The organism is Campylobacter volucris (genome assembly GCF_008011665.1).
Classification (GTDB): Bacteria; Campylobacterota; Campylobacteria; order Campylobacterales; family Campylobacteraceae; genus Campylobacter_D; species Campylobacter_D volucris_A.
In genome coordinates, this window is sequence record NZ_VOWJ01000031.1 from 126396 (window position 1) to 144975 (window position 18580).

Annotated in this window: 17 protein-coding genes; 15 read left to right on the forward strand and 2 right to left on the reverse strand. The window is 27.2% G+C overall.

All coding sequences use genetic code 11. The features are described from left to right. Window positions 1–71: 71 nt before the first annotated feature. The 15 genes from FPD38_RS06625 to mog are packed head-to-tail and all read left to right on the forward strand — an operon-like array spanning window position 72 to window position 16339. The gene (locus FPD38_RS06625) at window positions 72–1118 is read left to right on the forward strand and encodes a dehypoxanthine futalosine cyclase (RefSeq protein WP_147555935.1); all 1047 of its coding nucleotides are present in this window, start codon (window positions 72–74) and stop codon (window positions 1116–1118) included. After that, window positions 1118–2338, forward strand: a complete 1221-nt coding sequence (locus tag FPD38_RS06630; protein WP_147555936.1) for a M16 family metallopeptidase — start codon at window positions 1118–1120, stop codon at window positions 2336–2338. Before FPD38_RS06625 ends, FPD38_RS06630 begins: the two co-directional genes overlap by 1 nt. Next, the gene (recG, locus tag FPD38_RS06635) at window positions 2328–4136 is read left to right on the forward strand and encodes an ATP-dependent DNA helicase RecG (RefSeq protein ID WP_147555937.1); all 1809 of its coding nucleotides are present in this window, start codon (window positions 2328–2330) and stop codon (window positions 4134–4136) included. Before FPD38_RS06630 ends, recG begins: the two co-directional genes overlap by 11 nt. 14 nt (window positions 4137–4150) lie before the next feature. Further along, a complete protein-coding gene (locus FPD38_RS06640; protein WP_147555938.1) occupies window positions 4151–4753 on the forward strand; it encodes a Crp/Fnr family transcriptional regulator in 603 nt (200 codons plus the stop codon). Between the two features lie 42 nt (window positions 4754–4795). Next, complete coding sequence (locus tag FPD38_RS06645; RefSeq protein ID WP_147555939.1) at window positions 4796–5443, forward strand: amino acid ABC transporter permease; 648 nt, start codon at window positions 4796–4798, stop codon at window positions 5441–5443. Then, window positions 5436–6095, forward strand: coding sequence for an amino acid ABC transporter permease (locus tag FPD38_RS06650; RefSeq protein WP_147555940.1), 660 nt, complete (start codon window positions 5436–5438; stop codon window positions 6093–6095). Before FPD38_RS06645 ends, FPD38_RS06650 begins: the two co-directional genes overlap by 8 nt. Window positions 6096–6098: 3 nt before the next feature. After that, window positions 6099–6833 (forward strand): amino acid ABC transporter ATP-binding protein, encoded by a 735-nt coding sequence (locus tag FPD38_RS06655; RefSeq protein ID WP_147555941.1) that lies wholly within the window; start codon window positions 6099–6101, stop codon window positions 6831–6833. A 35-nt stretch (window positions 6834–6868) separates the two neighbouring features. After that, entirely contained in the window at window positions 6869–7705 is an 837-nt protein-coding gene (locus FPD38_RS06660) for a cysteine ABC transporter substrate-binding protein (protein ID WP_147555942.1), read from the forward strand. Continuing rightward, window positions 7698–8930, forward strand: coding sequence for an MFS transporter (locus tag FPD38_RS06665; protein WP_147555943.1), 1233 nt, complete (start codon window positions 7698–7700; stop codon window positions 8928–8930). The genes FPD38_RS06660 and FPD38_RS06665 overlap by 8 nt, the downstream gene beginning before the upstream one ends. A gap of 38 nt (window positions 8931–8968) precedes the next feature. Then, entirely contained in the window at window positions 8969–10375 is a 1407-nt protein-coding gene (locus FPD38_RS06670) for a COG3400 family protein (protein ID WP_147555944.1), read from the forward strand. A 7-nt stretch (window positions 10376–10382) separates the two neighbouring features. After that, window positions 10383–11441, forward strand: coding sequence for a 3-dehydroquinate synthase (gene aroB, locus FPD38_RS06675; protein ID WP_147555945.1), 1059 nt, complete (start codon window positions 10383–10385; stop codon window positions 11439–11441). Further along, on the forward strand, window positions 11438–12967 hold the full coding sequence (locus tag FPD38_RS06680) for a mechanosensitive ion channel domain-containing protein (RefSeq protein WP_147555946.1): 1530 nt from the start codon (window positions 11438–11440) through the stop codon (window positions 12965–12967). The genes aroB and FPD38_RS06680 overlap by 4 nt, the downstream gene beginning before the upstream one ends. Next, on the forward strand, window positions 12964–14208 hold the full coding sequence (gene mtaB, locus FPD38_RS06685) for a tRNA (N(6)-L-threonylcarbamoyladenosine(37)-C(2))-methylthiotransferase MtaB (protein WP_147555947.1): 1245 nt from the start codon (window positions 12964–12966) through the stop codon (window positions 14206–14208). Before FPD38_RS06680 ends, mtaB begins: the two co-directional genes overlap by 4 nt. Before the next feature lie 2 nt (window positions 14209–14210). Then, window positions 14211–15809: an AAA family ATPase gene (locus tag FPD38_RS06690; RefSeq protein WP_147555948.1), complete on the forward strand. Its 1599-nt coding sequence runs from the start codon at window positions 14211–14213 to the stop codon at window positions 15807–15809. A gap of 2 nt (window positions 15810–15811) precedes the next feature. After that, window positions 15812–16339 (forward strand): molybdopterin adenylyltransferase, encoded by a 528-nt coding sequence (mog, locus tag FPD38_RS06695; RefSeq protein WP_147555949.1) that lies wholly within the window; start codon window positions 15812–15814, stop codon window positions 16337–16339. A 22-nt stretch (window positions 16340–16361) separates the two neighbouring features. Here the strand turns inward: mog and FPD38_RS06700 are convergent, their stop codons facing one another. Both FPD38_RS06700 and htpG read right to left on the reverse strand, forming a co-directional pair. After that, window positions 16362–16691, reverse strand: a complete 330-nt coding sequence (locus FPD38_RS06700) for a rhodanese-like domain-containing protein (RefSeq protein WP_147555950.1) — start codon at window positions 16689–16691, stop codon at window positions 16362–16364. Continuing rightward, on the reverse strand, window positions 16688–18517 hold the full coding sequence (gene htpG, locus FPD38_RS06705; RefSeq protein WP_147555951.1) for a molecular chaperone HtpG: 1830 nt from the start codon (window positions 18515–18517) through the stop codon (window positions 16688–16690). The genes FPD38_RS06700 and htpG overlap by 4 nt, the downstream gene beginning before the upstream one ends. Window positions 18518–18580: the final 63 nt, after the last annotated feature.

An 18580-nucleotide genomic window follows, 5' to 3' on the forward strand; every position in this document is an offset into this window, starting at 1 on the left:
AATTATATCGTTTTTAAAATTATTTTACATTTAAATGATATAATTAAAGTTTTAATAAAAAAAGGTAAAAGATGAGTAGATTAGATAAAAAACAAGCCTTAAGATTATTAAAAGAAGCTCCACTGTATGAGCTTGGAGAATTAGCTTACAAGAAAAAACTAGAAATTCATCCTGAAAAAATTACAACTTTTGTTGTAGATAGAAATATAAATTATACAAATATTTGTTGTATAGATTGTGATTTTTGTGCATTTTGTAGAAAAGAAAAAGATGATGATTCTTATATTTTAAAATATGAAGAAATTGGTCAAAAAATAGAAGAATTACAAGCAATTGGCGGCACTCAAATTTTATTTCAAGGTGGAGTGCATCCTAAGTTAAAGATTCAATGGTATGAAGATTTACTTTCTTATATAAAAACTAATTATCCAACTATAACAGTACATGGGTTTTCTGCTGTAGAAATAGCTTATATAGCTAAAGTGTCTAAAATTTCCATAGAAGAAGTGTTAAAAAGACTTCAAGCTAGCGGACTTTTTTCTATACCTGGAGCAGGAGCTGAAGTTTTAAGCGATAGAGTAAGGGATATTATAGCACCTCATAAATGCGATAGCGCTACTTGGCTTAAGGTGCATGAAAGTGCACATAATATAGACATGAAAAGCACTGCTACTATGATGTTTGGCACAGTAGAAACGGATGAGGAGTTAATAGAACATTTTGATCATTTGAGAAATTTACAAGATAAAACAAATGGCTTTCGAGCTTTTATTTTATGGTCATTTCAAAGTCAAAATACACCTTTAATCCAAAAACATCCTGAAATTATCAAGCAAAGTTCTAATAAATATTTGAGATTATTAGCCTTGGCAAGATTGTATTTAGATAATTTTAAAAATTTGCAAAGTTCTTGGGTGACTCAAGGATCATTAATAGGGCAACTAGCATTGCAATTTGGGGCTAATGATTTAGGTTCAACAATGATGGAAGAAAATGTTGTAGCCGCAGCTGGTGCAAAATATAGAATGAATCAAGAGCAGATGATAGAGCTTATAAAAGATATTGGAGAAATTCCAGCAAAACGCGATACAGCTTATAATATTTTAGAAAGGTTTTGATGTTAAATTTAGATATTAATGGTAAAAAAATTGATATTGTTTATGAGTATGAAAATGAATTGCCTGTAGTGTTTTTTAAAATGATTTTTAAAAATAGTGGGAAAATAGCAGAAAAGCATAATGCAGGCACAGCGAGTATGCTAGCTAGAATTTTAAATGAAGGTAGTGATGATAATTTTTTTAAAAATTTAGAACAAAAGGCCGTAGAATTATATGCTAAAGCTAGTTTTGAACATTTTCAAATTAGTATAAAATGCTTAAAAGAGCATTTTGATTTTGCCATAGAGAAATTGGAAGAATTGTTAAACAATATTCGTTTTGAAGAAAAAATTTTACAAAGATTAAAAACTTTAGCTATTGGGGAACTTATAAGCTTAAATAGTGATTATGATTACCAAGCTAAAAGACTTTTAAATAAAAATGTCTTTAAAGATGAAATTTTTCAAACAGGACTTGATGGAAGCAAAGAAAGTATAGAAAAAATTTCCATAGAAGAATTAAAAAATTTTATGAATGATAATTTTAATTTGAGTAATCTAACCTTTGTTTTTGGTGGTGATATAAAAGAAGATGAAGTTTTAGAAAAGACAAAAAAACTTTGTTTTTATTTTAAGCATAATAAAGAAAATCTTAATAAAAAATTTATTTTAAATAAAGATATAGTAGATGTTGTAGAATTTAAAAGCACTGAGCAAGCTTATATTTACTTTTGTTCTCTTTTTGACATTAGTATAAATAGTCAAGATATGTATTTAGCAAAAATTGCTTTGTTTGTGCTAGGCCAAGGTGGATTTGGATCAAGATTAATGGAGGAAATTCGTGTTAAAAGAGGTTTGGCATATTCAGCATATGCCATGCTTGATGTAAATTTAAATTATAGTAGAGTTTTTGGATACTTACAGACTAAAAATGAAAGCGCAAAAACAGCAAAAAATATAGTCAAAGAAATTTTTGATAATTTTATAAATCAAGGTGTCAATGAAAAAGAATTTGAACTTGCTAAAAGATTTTTAATCGGCTTTATGCCTTTGCGTTATGAAAATTTAAGTAAAAGACTTGAAATCATGTTAAATGAATATTTACATGGTTTAAAAATAGGAAATTTAAAAGAAGATATACAAAAAATTAAAAATGCAAATTTAAAAGATTTAAATTTGTTTATTGATAAACATAGTGAGATTGCAAGACTTAGTTTTGCAAGTATAGAAAATGAAGGTTGAAGAAAAAGATTTAAAAATACTTCAATCGCTTGGGGTAAAAAATTGCATTGATCTTGCTTTGGTTTTACCTAAAAAAATAGATGATTATCGTGTGAGTAAATTTCCAAAAGAAGGATACTGTGCTCAAAATATAAAGGTTTTAAATACTAAATTTCATTCTTTACGGCTTTTTATTCAATGTGAGTGTTTAGAATGGAATATCAAAGCAAACATCATCGTGTTTAATCCTAAAAAATGGCATTTTCATACCTTTAAAATTTCTAATCAAATATCTATTTATGCAAAAGTAAGTAATTTTAATGATATATGGCAGTTTGTTAATCCTAAGATTATCAAAAATACTAATGAAATCTTTCCAAGATATCAAATTCATTCTATAAAAGATGAAATGATAAAAAATATCATTCAAAAATATGTCAATGAAAACAATCTTAAAGCATTAAATTTAGAACAAAAATACATTAATCTTCTTTTAAATTTACACACTTATGATCAAAAATCCATATTAATGTTTGAAAATTTACATACCATTTTAAAAGATTTAAAATATATAGAAATTTTTAATCATCTTAAGCGTTTAAGAGGGAAAAAAATCACTCAAAAAGCTTATAAAATAGAACTTTTTGATATAAAAAAATGGCTTGAAAATTTAGAATTTACTCCTACAAAAGATCAACTTCGTGCTATAGAAGATATTAAACAAGATTTACAAAGTGATGAAGCTAAAAGACGCGTTGTAATGGGAGATGTTGGGTGTGGTAAAACTTTAGTTTTGCTTGCATCTAGTTTGCTTGTTTATCCTAAAAAATCCATACTAATGGCTCCAACAAGTATTTTAGCTGAGCAAATTTATCATGAAGCAAAAAGACTTCTGCCTAAATTTATGAATATAATTTTATTAAAAGGTGGAAAAAAAGATAAAGACTTAGATGAGCTAAAAAAACAAGCTCATCTTATCATAGGTACTCATGCTTTAATTTACCAAGAAGAATTTGATGCAGTTTTGGTAATGATAGATGAGCAACATCGTTTTGGGTCTAATCAAAGACAAAAAATTGCTACATTAAATCAAAAATCTGATTTAATCCCACATATCATACAATTTTCTGCCACACCTATCCCAAGAACTTTATCTATGATACAAAGTGAGTTGGTCAATTTTAGTTTTATTAAACAAATGCCGTTTAAAAAGGATATTAAAACATTTTGCATACAAGATAAAGATTTTAGATTTTTACTTGAAAAAATTAATCAAGAAATTTCCAAAAATCATCAAATAATCATCATTTATCCTTTAGTACGCGAAAGTCAAACTATGGAGTATTTATCTTTAGAAGAGGCAAAAGATTATTGGTTTGGTAAATATAAAAATGTTTATATTACTCATGGTAAAGATAAAAATAAAGATCAAATTTTGCAAGAATTTAAAGAAAAAGGAAATATTTTGCTCTCAACAACCGTGGTTGAAGTAGGAATTTCTTTACCAAGGCTTAGTGTGATTGTAATAGTAGCTGCTGAAAGACTAGGACTTGCTACTTTACATCAATTAAGAGGTAGAGTAGGTAGGGTAGGGCTTGAGAGTTTTTGTTATTTATATACAAAACAAAAAGAAATTCCAAAGCGTTTGCTTGAATTTTCTAAAACTTTAGATGGATTTGAAATAGCTCAACTAGATTTAAAAAATAGATTAAGTGGAGATTTACTTGATGGGACTATACAACATGGAAATCAGTTTAAGTATTTTGATTATGCTTTAGATGAGGATATTCTTTTACAAGCTAAACAAGCTTTAGGATAAATGAAAGATAGATTATGGATAAACATTTTGAGATTTTGGCATCTTTAGGACAAAGAAAAAAATTTAAAAAAGATAATATTTTATTTTTTCAAGGAGAAAAACCTAAAAATATTTTAATTTTATTCAGTGGTAAAGTGAGACTTTATAGAGTAAATTCTAAAGGATTTGAGCTGACTTTACATATTTTGATTCCTGTTAGTTTTATAGCTGAAATGCCTGTTTTTGAAGGTATCAATTATCCTGCAAATGCTATATGTGAAGAAGATTGTGAAATTTGTGTAATTGATTTTGAACATTTTAAAAAATTATGTATAGAAAATGGAGAAATTAGTTTTTTACTTTTATCGTCTTTATTTGGCAAGATTAGAATTTTGGAAAATTTTATTAGACAAAAATCACTTGATTTAAAATCAAGATTAGTTCAATTTTTAATTGAAAATGAAGAAAGACTACAAACTTTAAAACAAAAAGAAATTGCTATAATGCTTAGTATTCCTCCTGAATCTTTGTCGAGATTTTTAAAAGAATTTAAGCAAAATTCTTTAATTTGTACTAATAAGGGAAAGATTATGATTTTAAATAAAGAAAAAATGCAAAATTTAATTAAGTCTTTTTAAGTCTTATTTGTTACAATAACACTAAAAAAATGGGATGGTTTTATGGATTTTGGTTTTTTAATCCAATTTGGCCCGATGTTTCTGCAAGCTACTTGGCTGACTTTAAAACTTGCAGTTTATGGTGTATTTTTTGCATTTTTAGTGGGTTTGTTTTGCGTAGTAGTATCCTTTTTTAAATTTAAGTTGATAAATAAAATTTGCAAAATTTATATAGAATTTTCAAGAAATACACCATTGCTTATACAACTTTTCTTTTTATATTATGCTTTACCTGAATTTGGAATTCATCTTGGTTCGTTTGCTTGCGCTATTATAGGGCTTAGTTTCCTTGGTGGATCTTATATGGCAGAGAGCTTAAGAGCAGGTATTGAAGCTATTAAAAAACAACAATATGAATCAGGTCTTTCTTTAGGATTAAATAGATGGCAAAATTTTCGCTATGTTATTTTACCTCAAGCTTTGGGTATTTCTATGCCAAGTATTAGTGCAAATATCATTTTTTTGCTAAAAGAAACTTCGGTTGTAAGCATCATAGCTTTAGCAGATTTAGTTTATGTTGCTAAAGATCTTATAGGTCTTTATTATAAAAGTAATGAAGCTTTATTTGCGCTTGTGGTTTGTTATTTGATTTTGATTTTACCTTTGTCTTTAATACTTAATCGCATAGAAAAAAGGTTAAACTATGTTTGAAATTTTAAATCAAGATACTTTAACAAGATTATTTGAAGGATTAAAAGTTACTTTAGAACTTTCTTTTATTAGTGTTTTGATTTCACTTGTTGGCGGGATATTTTTTGGAATATTAATGAATTCTAAAAATAAAATCATTTATAGTTTTTGTCGTTTTATGCTTGAATTTGTGCGTATTATGCCTTTGCTTGTTTGGCTTTTTATGGTGCATTTTGGGCTAGCTAAGTGGCTTGGATGGCATTTGGATGCTTTAACATCAAGTGTTATAGTATTTAGTATTTGGGGTATTTTTGAGATGATGGATTTAGTGAGATCTTCATTAGTTAGCATACCTAAACATCAATATGAATCAGGCTTTTCTTTAGGATTTAATAAATTACAGGTTTATTTTTTTATCATCATTCCTTTATCTTTGAGAAGGCTTTTGCCTATGAGTATTAATTTATTTACTAGAATCATTAAAAGTACTTCTGTGATTTATTTAATAGGCGGAGTTGAGCTTATCAAAGTGGGTCAGCAAATAATAGAATTGAGTCTGTTTAAAAATTCATATTCTGCTTTTATAATTTATGGATTAATTTTAATGATTTATTTTATACTTTGTTATCCTTTGTCGATATATTCAAAATTTTTAGAAAAAAAGTGGAGTTAAGTTGTGATATTAAAAATACAAAATTTACAAAAATATTATGGCAACCATCATGTTTTAAAAGATATAAATTTAGAAATAAAGCAAAAAGAAGTTGTAGTTATACTTGGACCAAGTGGTTGTGGAAAATCTACACTTTTAAGATGTATAAATGGTTTAGAAGAAATGGCAGATGGGATTATTTATGTAGAAGATGAAAAAATTGATAAAAATTATAAAAAATGGACTCAAATTCGCCAAAAAATAGGTATGGTTTTTCAATCTTATGAGCTTTTTGATCATTTAAATGTAGAACAAAATATACTTTTAGGACCTTTGAAAGTTCAAAAAAGAAATAAAGAAGAGGTGTTGAAAGAAGCAAAATATTGGCTTGAAAGAGTAGGGCTTTTGCATAAATTAAAAGCTTATCCTAAAGAATTAAGTGGCGGGCAAAAACAACGCATAGCCATAGTGAGAAGTCTTTGTATGAATCCTGATATTATGCTTTTTGATGAAGTTACAGCTGCGCTTGATCCTGAAATAGTGCGTGAAGTTTTAGATGTGATTTTAAATTTAGCAAAAGATGGCATGACAATGCTTATCGTAACACATGAAATGGGTTTTGCAAAAGCAGTTGCCGATAGGATAGTTTTTATGGACGATGGAAAAATTGTTGAAATTTCAAAGCCTGATGAATTTTTTCAAAACCCAAAAACAGATCGTGCAAAAAAATTTTTAAATTTATTTAATTTTCATCGTTAAAATATAAATGCTTCAAATCTTATAAAGGAGAAATAATGAAGAAAATTCTTTTTATATCATTTTTAATGGCTCTTTTTTTTAGTGCTTGCTCAAATGATAAAGCAAATGAAAATTCTATAGAAAGAATTAAACAACAAGGTGTTGTTCGTATAGGTGTTTTTGGGGATAAGCCTCCATTTGGCTATCTTGATGCACAAGGTGCAAATCAGGGCTATGATGTGTATTTTGCAAAACGCATTGCAAAAGAGCTTTTGGGTGATGAAAATAAAGTTCAATTTGTTTTGGTAGAGGCGGCAAATAGGGTTGAATTTTTACAATCTAATAAAGTGGATATTATTTTGGCAAATTTCACTAAAACTCCAGAAAGAGCTGAAGTGGTTGATTTTGCATTGCCTTATATGAAAGTAGCTTTGGGTGTTGTAGCTCCAAAAGATTCTACTATTAAAAGTGTTGAAGATTTAAAAGATAAAACTTTAATTTTAAACAAAGGAACAACTGCAGATGCATATTTTACAAAAAATATGCCAGAAATTAAAACTATCAAATTTGATCAAAACACTGAAACTTTTGCAGCATTGTTAGGCAAAAGAGGAGATGCTTTAAGCCATGATAATGCGTTACTTTTTGCATGGGCTAAAGAAAATCCTGATTTTGAAGTGGTAATTAAAGAACTTGGTAATCACGATGTTATCGCACCTGCTGTAAAAAAAGGTGATAAAGAAATGTTAAATTTTCTTAATGAGCTTATAGTTAAATTAGGAAAAGAACAATTTTTTCATAAAGCTTATGATGAAACTTTAAAACCATTTTTTAGTGATGATATTAAAGCCGATGATGTTGTGATTGAAGAGGGAAAAATAGTTTATGAATAAAGCACTAAAAAATACTATATATGCTTCTTTAGGAGGTATTTTAGAATTTTATGACTTTGTGCTTTTTGTCTTTTTTGCAAGTGTTTTTGCAAAGATTTTTTTTCCTCAAAATGATGATTTTTGGCCTTTGATAAATACCTATATAGCATTTGGTGCGGGGTATTTAGCAAGGCCTTTTGGAGCCATTATAATGGCTCATTTTGCAGATACTAAAGGGCGTAAAAATGTCTTTTATATTAGCATGCTTTTGATGGTTGTTCCAAGTTTCATTTTAGCAATTTTACCAGATTATGAAAGTATAGGGTTGTTTGCAACTTTTGCACTTTTTGCTATAAGAATCACTCAAGGATTGGCAATTGGAGCTGAAGTAAGTGGAGCTTGGGTTTTTGTTAGTGAATTTGTAAGCAAAAAAAGAATAGGTTTAGCTTTAGGGTTTATTTCAGCTACTTTGACTTTAGGGTTATTACTTGGAAATTTAGCTACTTTAGCTGTTTATGAGTATTTTACGAAAGAAGAAGTGGAAAATTTTGCTTGGAGAATTCCTTTTATCATAGGTGGATTTTTTGGAATTTTAAGCTTGTTTTTAAGAACAAAGCTTAATGAAACCCCGCAATTTAAAATTCTTAAAACTAAAAATTCTATTTTAAATTTTCCTTTAAAAGAAGCTTTAAAAACTCATAAATTAAGTATGTTTGTGTGTGCTTTGCAAACCGTAGTTTTAACTAGTGGTGTTGCTACTTTGATGATATTACCTCAATATTTTGAAAGTTTATTAGGAGTTAGCAAAACTACTGCTTTGTATTATCAAAATTTTGCCATTATAGCAGTGATTTTAGGGGCTTTGGTGCAAGGATTTTTAAGTGATATTTTCGGTGCTTTTAAAATTTGTATCATTTTTAGTTTATTTTTTGGAATTTTTGGAATTTTATTTGCATCTTATGATGAAAAATTTTTGTATTTTTATTTGTTAGCTTGTTTTGCACAAGGAATTATTTGTTTTGCTCCAATTTTCATGACTCAAATATTTGATGCTGCATTTAGATCTAGTGGATTGTCTTTTGCGTATAATATTTCTTATGCTATTTTGGGTTTTATTACTCCTTTGATTGTGAATTTTTTATATAAAGAATATATGTTTATTTATATGGTTTTTATAATGCTAGTTAGTTTTTTAAGCGTGATTTTGGTAAGAAAAATTTTTTCTAAAAATATAAATGAAAGTTAATTTAGCTATAATGATATTTTCAATCTATAGAGGATTTAATGAATAAAATTTTAGTTTTGGTTGATGGAATTTTTGCTAAAGAATTTATACAAAATTTATACAATAATAAAGCTTTTAAAGAAACATTAGACATAGTGTATTATGATGATAATAGCATAGATTTAAATTTAAAAAATGATCAATTTATTTATCATAAATTTGATCCAACTAGTTTGATTAAACTTGAGAGTTTATTTAAAAAAAAGTATCACCAAGCTATCGTTTATATGCAAAATAAAGAAGATGTTTTAGCTTGTTATGAAAATTTAAGAAAAATTGATACAAGATTAAATGTAGTATTGATGGATTTTTGGGGTTTAGAGATAGATGATAGTTTTTGTGAAGTGATTAATATTTATAATACCTTAAATACCAGATTAACAGGATGTTTGGATAATATGCCTTCTATGGCTCAATTTATAGGGCTTGGAAAAGGCGAAATAATGGAAGTTAAAATTCCAGCTGGTTCAAGTTTTGCATATAGACATATAAGCTCTATTAGTCAAAAGCGTTTTAGAATTGTTATGGTGTATAGAAATAATGATTATATATTGGCCCGTCCTGGTTTGATTTTAATGCCAAATGATACGATTTTAATTGTTGGAGATCCCAAAGCATTACAAAGTGTATTTTCTAATGTCAAAACAAGCTTAGGTCGCTTTCCTTCACCTTTTGGAGATAATATTTTATGCATTATAGATATGAAAAAAATGAGTGAATTTGCTATAGAAAAATTAATTTTTGCAAGTTTATTGTTTCATATAAGAATTAATAGCAAAAAACTTTATTTTAAAGTCATTAATCCTACTTTAACTCCTATATATTATAAACTTAGTTCTTTGAATAAAAATAGCATAGAGGTAAATTTTGATTATGATAACACCAATATTAAAAATATAAAAAGTTATGTAGAAAATACAAATATTGGTTTAATAGTAGTAGAAAATTATCTTTTTGAAAAAGAAAAAAATTTCTTTTTTAATTTAAAAATTCCTGTGTTAAAAGCAGGTTTTGGTGATTTTGCAGATTTAAAATCTTCTGTAGTGCTTAGTTCAAATTTTGAAGATGTAGAAGGTATTGCTTCTATTATGCTTGATTTAAATAAACAAATTCAGCTTAGTTTGAGTTTGCATTATTATGCTATCAAGCTTAATAAAATGGAGCTTTTTGAATATACTCAGTATTTTGAAAGCCTTTCAAGACTTCATGATGAAAAACTTTTACAAATTGAAGAAAAAGAACACAATCCTATATCTAAATTTTCTTATAGGCAAAATGTTTTACATTTTGTGCCATTTAATGAAAAAATTTTAGGAAATAATTTCAATAAATTTTTTAAAACCGATCTTAATACTTTATATTATAAAATGAATAAAAATTATCAATTATTTATACCATCTTTATGAGAATAATATGCAAGTAAAAGTAAATTTGGATCAAGATAAAAGTTATATAGTATATATTGATGAATTGAGCAAAATGCATTTTGATACCAAAGTTGTTGTTTTAACTAATGAAACAATTGCAAAATTACATTTAAATAATTTTTTAGAAAAAATTCAAGCTAAGGAAGTATTTGTTATTAGCATTAAAGATGGTGAAGAGTATAAAAATTTACAAACCATAGAAGAGATTGTAAATCAAATGTTTACATATAAGCTAGATAGAAAAAGTTTGCTCATTAGCTTTGGAGGTGGTGTGATTTCTGATATGGGAGGATTTGTAGCAAGCATTTATCAAAGAGGTATTGAATTTATTAATGTTCCAACTACCATGTTAGCTTGTGTTGATGCTAGTGTGGGTGGAAAAACTGGAGTAAATAATAAATTTGGCAAAAATCTTATAGGTAGTTTTTATCAGCCTAAGGCTGTGTATTGTCAAAGTGAGTATTTAAAAACTCTAAGTTCGCGTGAGCTTGCTGCTGGAATGGCTGAATTTATTAAAATGGCCGTGATTTTTGATGATAAAATTTTAGATTTTATCGAGCAAATTAATGAAAATGATTTTTTAAATGCAAATTTAGAAGATAAAATGTTAGCAAAAATTATCAAAGAAAGTATAACTTTAAAAGCTAAAATTGTTTCTCAAGATGAAAAAGAAAATGGTCTAAGAATGCTTTTAAATTATGGTCATACTTTTGCTCATGTGATAGAAAATCAAACTAATTATAGGCAATATTTACATGGAGAAGCAGTTGCTATAGGGATGCATATGGCAAATACCTTAGCATTAAATTTAAAAATGCTAAGTATGCAAGAATATCAAAGAATCAAGTCGATATTAACTAAATTTAATTTGCCCGTATTTTATAAAATTTCCAATATTCAAGAATTTTATGAAGCATTTTTTTTAGACAAAAAAACCTATCATCAAAAAATAAATTTTGTGCTACCTTGTGGTTTGGGTCAAGCTTGTATTAAAAATGATATCGATAAAATCGATATTTTTAAAACTCTTAAGGAGTTTTCATGAGAAAGATTATTTTATTTTTATGGGTTTTAACTTGCATTTTGTTTGCACAAGATGATATCGAGCATTTAGAGCAAAAGCTTACTCAATTACATAACAATTTATCCTATAACACTTGGGTTATTAAATACAATAATTTTAAAATTTATAAAAACACACAAGATGAAATTCTTTCTTTGGAAAAAGAAAGCCTTAAAGCAAATGAGCACAACAAAATCGCTATAGAAAGACAAATTTTAATTTTAAAAGAAAGACTTGAACTTTTAAATGAATATAAAAATACTAATTTTTCTAAATTAATCTTAGCTCCTGAAGAAGTTGATAAACTCGATGAAATTACTAATCCTTTGGCTATTATCCCAGCTTATTCTCATATTAAAAAATTAAAAAGAGATAAAGAAGATTTTATCAATATCTTAAATAGTTTTAAACAAACTTTAGATGAGTTAAATAAAGAAAATGTCATCATCTCTGAGCTTGTTAAATTAAAGCCTACTAAAGAATATCAAGAATATTTAAAAATTTCTAATCAAATGATAAGAGATTTTTCTCAAACTTTGCGTTTTGGAGAGATTTCATATTCTGTTTATGAGAAAAAAATTCAAGAAGAAATTGATAAAACTACAATTTCTATTAAAATACAAGGACTTAGAGCTTTTAATATAGTTTTATCTATTATAATTGTTATAGCTGTGGCATTTTTGCTTAAATTTATAGTTCGAAAATATATAGAAGATAACGACAGATTTTATACGGCAAATAAAATTATCAATTTTATTAATATCAATGTCATAGTTTTAATTTTGCTTTTTGGATATATAGAAAATATCAGCTATTTGGTAACCGTGCTAGGTTTTGCTTCAGCAGGTTTAGCTATTGCTATGAAAGATATGTTTATGTCTATGCTTGGCTGGTGTGTGATAGTTTTTGGAGGAAGTTTTAGAGTAGGTGATAGAATTAGAGTTTATCAAAATAATTCTCAATATATAGGAGATATCATAGATATTTCATTTTTAAGAATGACTTTATATGAAGATATCACACTTTTAACCTATACTGATAATAGAAGAAGTGGCAGGATAGTTTTCATACCAAATAATTTTATATTTACCAATTTGATTTCAAATTATACCCATCATGGTATGAAAACAGTTTGGGATGGATTAGATATAACTTTGACTTTTGATTCTAATCATCAAAAAGCTTTAGAAATCGTTCAAGAAATTGTCATTAAAGCTTCCAAAGGATACACTAAAATAGCAAAAGAATCCATGGAAAAGCTTAGAAATGAATACAGCATAAGAAATCCTAAAGTAGAGCCAAGATTTTTTACATTTTTTGAAAATTATGGGATGAGAATATCAGCTTGGTATATGACAAATTCGTATGCAGCTTTAGCTTTAAGAAGTAATATTAGCAAAGAAATTATTAATGAATTTAACAAACATGAAGATATTAAAATCGCATATCCAACGCAAAATCTTTATCTTGCAAAAAATAAATTTGTAGAACATAAGGAAGATATTTGAAAAAAAAAGTATTTTTTAAAACTTTTGGCTGTAGAACAAATATTTATGATACGCAATTACTAAAAACATATATAAAAGAACATGAAATCGTTCAAGATGAAACGCAAGCGGATGTAGTTGTGATTAATTCTTGTACAGTGACTAATGGAGCTGATAGCGGACTTAGAGCTTATATAAATAGCGTGAAAAAAAATGGAGTAAAAGTCATACTTACAGGTTGTGGAGCTGTGAGCAAAGGTAAAGACTTTTTTGATAAAAACGAAATTTTTGGAGTTTTAGGGGCTTCAAATAAAAGTAAAATTAATGAATTTATATCTTATAATAAAGAATTTTACGAGCTAGGTAATTTAAATTTTATAGATACAAAAATAGTTAGTGATTATGAAAACCATACTAAAGCCTTTGTAAAAATTCAAGAAGGTTGTGATTTTGCTTGTAGTTATTGCATTATTCCTAGTGTAAGAGGAAAATCAAGAAGCGTTCCTCAAGATGAAATTGTTAAACAAGTTAAAATTTTAGCTCAAAATGGTTACAGCGAGATAGTTTTAACAGGAACAAATATAGGAAGTTATGGTTTAAAAGAAAAAACCACTTTAGGAAGATTACTTCAATTTATAGGTAGAATTGATGGTATAAAAAGAATTAGACTTGGAAGCTTAGAACCAGCCCAGATAGATGAAAGTTTTAAAGAAATTTTAAATGAAACTTGGCTTGAGAGGCATTTGCATATTGCTCTACAGCATACTCATGAGAAAATGTTGCGTATTATGCGAAGAAGATCACATACTGAAAATGATTTAGCTTTATTTAATGAACTAAGTGAAAAAGGATTTGCTTTAGGCACAGATTTTATAGTGGCTCATCCAGGAGAGAGTGAAGAAATTTGGGAAAATGCTTTGGAAAATTTTAAAAATTTTAATTTGACTCATATCCATGCTTTTATTTTTTCTCCACGGGATGGAACACATTCTGCTTTAATGAGTGAAAGAATTAATGGAGAAATTGCTAAAGAAAGATTAAATACTTTAAAAACTATAGTAGAAAAAAATAATTTTGAATTTAGAAAAAAACAAAAACAAAAATTAGAAATTTTAGTAGAAAGCAAAAAAGGAGAACTCTATGAAGGTTATGATCAATTTTTCAATAAAATAAAAATTCAAACTAAACAAGATATTGCAAAGCAATGGCTTGAGATTGAAAAATATGATATAAAATATGAATATAATTTTGTGAGTTTTTGATAATGAAAAATAAAAAAATCATTTTAATATCATTTTTACTACTTTGTGTGCTTTTTGTTATTGTTTTGATAAAACACCAACCAGAAAATATTAGCAAAACTTATTATGAAGAACTTTTAGATAAAAATTTAATCCAAAAAGCAATTATTGACAATAACGAAATTTTATTAAAAAGTACAGAAGGTAATTATTTAATCGCAAAAGAGGTAGTAGATTTAAATACTTTATGGGACAAAATTCCTTTAGAATTTGCAAATGATTATCATTTAAGTGATATTTTTATGGTTTTAATCATGTCTGCATTTTTGATAGGATTTTTGTTATTTTTAAATAAAAAAAATAAAGACAGACAAAATTTATTATCACTTGAAAAAAGCATTTTAGAAAAAAATGAACAAAACAATTCTATACAAGCTGTTGTAAGTGATGTGAAATTTGAAGATGTAGCAGGCGTGGATGAAGCTAAGATTGAACTTTTAGAGATTGTTGATTTTTTAAAAAATCCACAAAAATATAAAAATTTTGGCGTGAAAATGCCAAAGGGAATTTTATTAGTAGGTCCACCTGGTGTAGGAAAGACTTTGATTGCTAAAGCCGTTGCAGGAGAAGCAGGTGTGCCATTTTTTTACCAAAGCGGTGCAAGCTTTGTGGAAATTTATGTTGGAATGGGGGCAAAAAGAGTTAGAGAGCTTTTTTTAAAAGCAAAATCAAAAGCTCCTAGCATCATTTTTATAGATGAGATTGATGCTATAGGTAAAAGTAGGGGTGATTTTTCTAATGTTGAAAGAGATAGTACTCTTAATCAGCTTTTGACTCAAATGGATGGTTTTGAAGATAATAGTGGGGTAATTGTCATAGCAGCTACAAACAAAATTGAGCTTATGGATAGTGCGCTTTTGCGATCTGGGCGTTTTGATAGAAGGGTTTTTATTTCTTTACCTGATTTTAAAGATAGGGTTAATATTTTAAAAAATTATATGAAAGAAAAAAAATCTAATGCAAATTTGGAAAAAATAGCCAAACTTAGTGTGGGTTTTAGTGGAGCAGCATTAGAAACTTTAGTCAATGAAGCTGCTATCAATGCTATTAGAAGAAAATCTATGCTTATAGAAGAAAATGATTTTTTTGCTGTACTTAATAAAGTTTTAATGGGCAAAAAAAAGATTTTTTCTCTTAATGAAAAAGAAAGGAAAATTCAAGCTACTTATCAAGCTGCTAAGGCTTTATGTGCATTTTATTTTGATGTAAAATTTGAAAAAATTACTTTAATTGAAGATAGGTTTAAAGAATTTGAAAATACTATTAAGGCTAAATCAGAACTTTTAAACAAAATTAAAGTGTATTTAGCAGGTAGCGTCGCAATGGAATTAATTTTTAATGAGACTTTTACCAATGTTCAAAGTGATTTTTTAAAAATCAAAGAACTTTTAGCTTTTATGGAAAATTTTGATATGTCTAATGAAAATTTATTATATGAGCAAAAACAAGAAGTAAGAGAATTTTTAGAATTAATGAAAGAAAAAATTGAAAAACTTGCAAATATTCTTTTAGATAATGAAAAAATCGAAAAAGAAGATGTATCAAAAATTATAATGGAGTAAAAATGGTTAAAATAGGAATTTTAGTTCTTTCAGATAGAGCAAGCAGTGGGGTTTATGAAGATAAATCAGGAGTTGAGATTGAAAAAATTTTAAATGAGTATATAAAAAATGAAAAAACTTTTTATTATGAGTTGATTCCTGATGAGTATGATTTGATTGTTGAAAAATTAACATTTTTATCTGATGAAAAAGAATGTGATCTCATCTTCACCACTGGCGGTACAGGACCTGCTTTGCGTGATGTAACCCCAGAAGCTACAGAACTTGTATGCGATAAAATGCTTCCAGGTTTTGGTGAGTTAATGAGAGCAAAAAGCTTAGAATATGTTCCAACAGCTATACTTTCTAGACAAAGTGCTGGTATAAGAAATAAATCATTAATTGTAAATTTACCAGGCAATCCAAAAGCGATTAAAGAATGTATAGAGCCTATTTTTCCTGCGATACCATATTGTGTTGATTTAATAGGTGGAGCTTATATAGAAAATAATGAAGATAAAATTTCAGTATTTAGACCTAAAAAGAAGTAAGTTAAAACTTACTTCTTGAAAATTAGTTTTTAATAGCTTCATATCCTTGAGATAAAAGGGCTACCATACCTCCATCAAGATTAGTGCATTCTACCCCTAAAACATCTTCTATCATCAAAGCTGTATGCTTACTTCTTGATCCTGTTGCGCATATAAAAGCGATATTTTGGTTTTTATAATCAATTGTATTTTTAAATTCTTCTATAAAATTTTGATTTAATAAACCATTATCATCACACAGCATGATAAGCTTTGCATTTTCTACGATACCATTTTTCCATTCACTAGGAGTTCTAACATCGATTATGCAATAATCTTTTAATATATCTTTTGATACGGCTATATTTTTCATTTACCTAAAGCCTTTGATACGATTTTACTTAAAGCATTGTTAAATTCATTAGGATTATCTATGCCCATACCTTCGCTTAATTTTGCCATATTTAAAAGTATATGAGCCATTTCGCTTGCCAAAGAATCATTTTCCTTTAAAGCTTTTAGTATTTCATGATTAGGATTGATTTCAAGTATAGGTTTAACTTGTTGTTCTTGTCCCATTTGTTTTAAAATTTGTTGCATAGCAAAATCAGGTTTGTTTTGATCATAAACTATACAGCTTGGGCTTTTTGATAGTCTTTGGCTTAGTTTTACTTCTTCAACTTCATCTTTTAAAGTTTCTTTGATTTTAATAAGTAATGGTGCAAATTCACTTTTTTGCTCTTCACTTACTTCTTCATTAGCTAGATGATTGATTGCACTAAATTTTAAACCTTCAAATTCATTCATCATAGGCATTACTATAGTGTCAATTTCTTCATCAAGTAATAAAACATTGATATTTTTTTGTTTATAGCTTTCTAAAAGTGGAGAATTTCTTAAAATTTTCTCATTTTTACCAGTGATATAAAAAATTTCTTTTTGCCCTTCTTGTAAATTTTGTTTATATTCTTCAAGATCTATTAATTCTTCTTTGTTTGAATTTTTAAAATATAAAAGTTTTGCGATAGCGTCTTTATTTTCACCAAAGCCATATAAACCTTCTTTTAAAACTTTTCCAAAATTTTCATGGAATTTAAGATAATTTTCTTTATCTTTTTCCTTAAATTTTTTAAGCTCTGCTAAGATTTTTTTAACGCTTGCTTCTTGAACGCTTTTTAAAATTTTATTTTCTTGCAATATTTCACGACTTACATTTAGAGGTAAATCTTCTACATCAATGATTCCGCGTATAAACCTTAAATAAGTTGGCAATAATTCTTTATCATCATCACTGATAAATACACGCTTAACATAAAGTTTTAAACCACTTTTATAATCAACTCTATATAAATCAAATGGAGCTTGAGAAGGTATGAAAAATAAAGAATTATACTCTATAGAACCTTCTGCTTTTGTGTGTATATAGAGCATAGGTTTGTTAGAATCATGAAAATTTTGCTCATAAAATTTTTCATAATCATCTGCTTTTAAATTTGCTTTATTTTGTCTCCATAGAGCACTTGCTGTATTAACTTGAGTATTTTTTAATTCTTTTTTTGGCTCTGTTTGACCTTCTTCTAAAGGCACAGTTTCTTCTTTTTCCATAAAAATAGGAAATTGTATATGATTAGAATACTTTTCAATTATGCTTTCTATACGATATGAATTTAAAAATTCTTCATCTTTAAGATGTAAAGTTATGGTAGTACCTTGTTCATCTTTTGTAGCATCTTCTATTTCATAACCACTTGCATCAGAAACCCAAAGATAAGCTTTGTCTTCTAAAGCTTTTTTGCTTAAAACTTCGATTTTATCAGCTACCATAAAAGCTGAATAAAAACCAACACCAAATTGACCTATAAGTTGAGAATCTTTTTTAGCATCACCACTTAAATTTTCCAAAAAGCTTTTTGTGCCACTTTTAGCTATAGTTCCAAGGTGATTGATTAAATCTTCTTTATTCATACCTATACCATTGTCGCTAATGGTTAATGTTTTTGCTTCTTGGTTAAAATTAATTTGAATTTTTGGTTCAAATTTTAAATTTTTATAAGCATCGTTGCTTACGCTTAAATAGCTCAGTTTATCTAAAGCATCACTAGCATTAGATATAAGCTCTCTTAAGAAAATTTCTTTGTTAGAATACAAAGAGTGTATCATTAATTGTAAAAGTTGATTGACTTCAGTTTGAAATTGCATTTTATCTCCTTTAATGTTTAATTATATAAATTTAAAATATATTTAAATCAAAGTGAAAATAAT